The 1,713-nt window shown below is 67.3% G+C and carries 2 protein-coding genes; both read right to left on the bottom strand.

What is annotated here, in order from left to right:
* Nucleotides 1-156 precede the first annotated feature (156 nt).
* The gene (locus tag EOA24_RS37005) at nucleotides 157-1,005 is read right to left on the bottom strand and encodes a 23S rRNA (adenine(2030)-N(6))-methyltransferase RlmJ (protein WP_126078214.1); all 849 of its coding nucleotides are present in this window, start codon (nucleotides 1,003-1,005) and stop codon (nucleotides 157-159) included.
* A gap of 58 nt (nucleotides 1,006-1,063) precedes the next feature.
* A complete protein-coding gene (locus EOA24_RS37000) occupies nucleotides 1,064-1,693 on the bottom strand; it encodes a hypothetical protein (protein ID WP_126078215.1) in 630 nt (209 codons plus the stop codon).
* Nucleotides 1,694-1,713 lie beyond the last annotated feature (20 nt).

Below are 1,713 nucleotides of genomic sequence, written 5' to 3'. Positions count from 1 at the left end.
CACCGGTTCCGGCGCATGCAGCGGCAGCAGGGCGAAGCCTCGACCGCGCTGCTCGCGATCGAGGCGGGCTATGCCGACCAGGCGCATCTGATCCGCGAAAGCCGGCGGCTGACCGGCGTGACGCCCTCGGCGTTGGCTTGAGCGAACGCAGGCGCCCTACTCGCCCGCCAGCCAATCAGAACTCCAGCGCGACGGCTGCCGGACGGCGAGCACCTTATGGAGGGCGGGCAACAGGACCTTCAATTCGCCTTCCAGCGTGTAGGGCGGATTGACCACCACCAGCCCGCTGCCGTCGAGGCTGGCCTCATCCGAGGCGGGCCGTATCTCGAAGGCGATGTCGAGCAGCTTCGGAATGCCGGTTTCCTTCAGAGCACCGCGGAAGGCCGTCACCGCCCTGCGATCCTTGATCGGATACCAGAGCGCGTAGATGCCACCCGGCCAGCGCCGGTGCGCCTTGCGCAGACCATCGACCAGACGGGAGAACTCGCCTTCCTCCTCGAAGGGCGGATCGATGAGCACCAAGCCGCGCTTTTCCTTCGGCGGCAGTTGCGCGCCCAGCGCCAGCCAGCCGTCGAGCTCGATCACCCTTGCCTGGAAATCGCCGGCGAAAACCAATTTCAGCCGCACGGCATCCTTGGGGTGCAGCTCGATCGCCGTCAGCCGGTCCTGGCTGCGCAGGAGATGGCGAACGATCAGCGGCGAGCCGGGATAATGCTTGAGGCCGCCGTCGGGATTTTGCGCGCGCACCGCTTCCAGATAGGGCTGAAGCAGCGCCGCCGCCTGCGGCTCGAGCGTCGCCTCGGTGAGCCGGCCGATGCCGCCCTGCCACTCGCCGGTCTTGCCGGCTTCGACCGAGGCAAGATCATAGCGGCCAATGCCGGCATGGGTGTCGATGACGCGAAAAGCCTTGTCCTTCTGCTTGAGATATTCGACGAGGCGCGCGAGCACGGCATGCTTGACGACATCGGCGAAATTGCCGGCGTGGTAGGCGTGGCGATAATTCATGCCGGCCTCCCTTCAGAGAGCATGATGTCGTCCGAAAACCGCTTCACACTTTTCGGCATCATGCTCGTGGCGAACCGTTGCGGCCCCAGCGCGGCGGTGGCGGCTGCGAATTGGGATTCTGCGGATGGCCTCCGCCGCGGCGGCCGAAGACGAGCGACAGCACCAGTCCGGCAAGGCCGACGCCCATCAGCGTGTAGCCGGCCGGCTCAGCGCGTTCGTCGATCGAGCCGGTGCCGGCGCGCAGGACAAGATCGACCGCGCGCATGTCGATGCCATCGGCATCGCCGGTACCGACGGTGAAGACGTAAGGGCCGGGCGTGATCCTGTCGATGACGCCGGCCTCGTCGCGAAAGATCTTGTCGGGCAGTTGCGGGCTGGCCTGGCGCGGATTGTCGGTATGGCTGAAGGAGAGCGCCGACGCCAGGGCGGTGCGGCCGCCGCTCGCCGCCGTCAGCGTCAGCACCGTGCGCTGCTGGCCCGCGACGCGCTCGGCTCGCGCGGTCAGGTCGACCAGCACCCGCACCGGCGCGTCGCTCGCGGCGAGTTGCACGGTGACCGGCCGGAAGCGGCCGCCCTCATAGACGCGGTAGGTGCCGATCGCATGGCCGGAAAAGTTGCTCATCGCCCAAGGATAGAAGATGCCGACGGCGGCGCCGGCGATGAGGAGAAGGACAGAGAGGAAGCGCATTCAGACCCTTGGCTGTTTTG

This window comes from Mesorhizobium sp. M2A.F.Ca.ET.039.01.1.1 (assembly GCF_003998035.1).
Taxonomy (GTDB): domain Bacteria; phylum Pseudomonadota; class Alphaproteobacteria; order Rhizobiales; family Rhizobiaceae; genus Mesorhizobium.
Note: the sequence above shows the minus strand (reverse complement) of the source record. Positions and strands in the feature narration are given on the sequence as shown.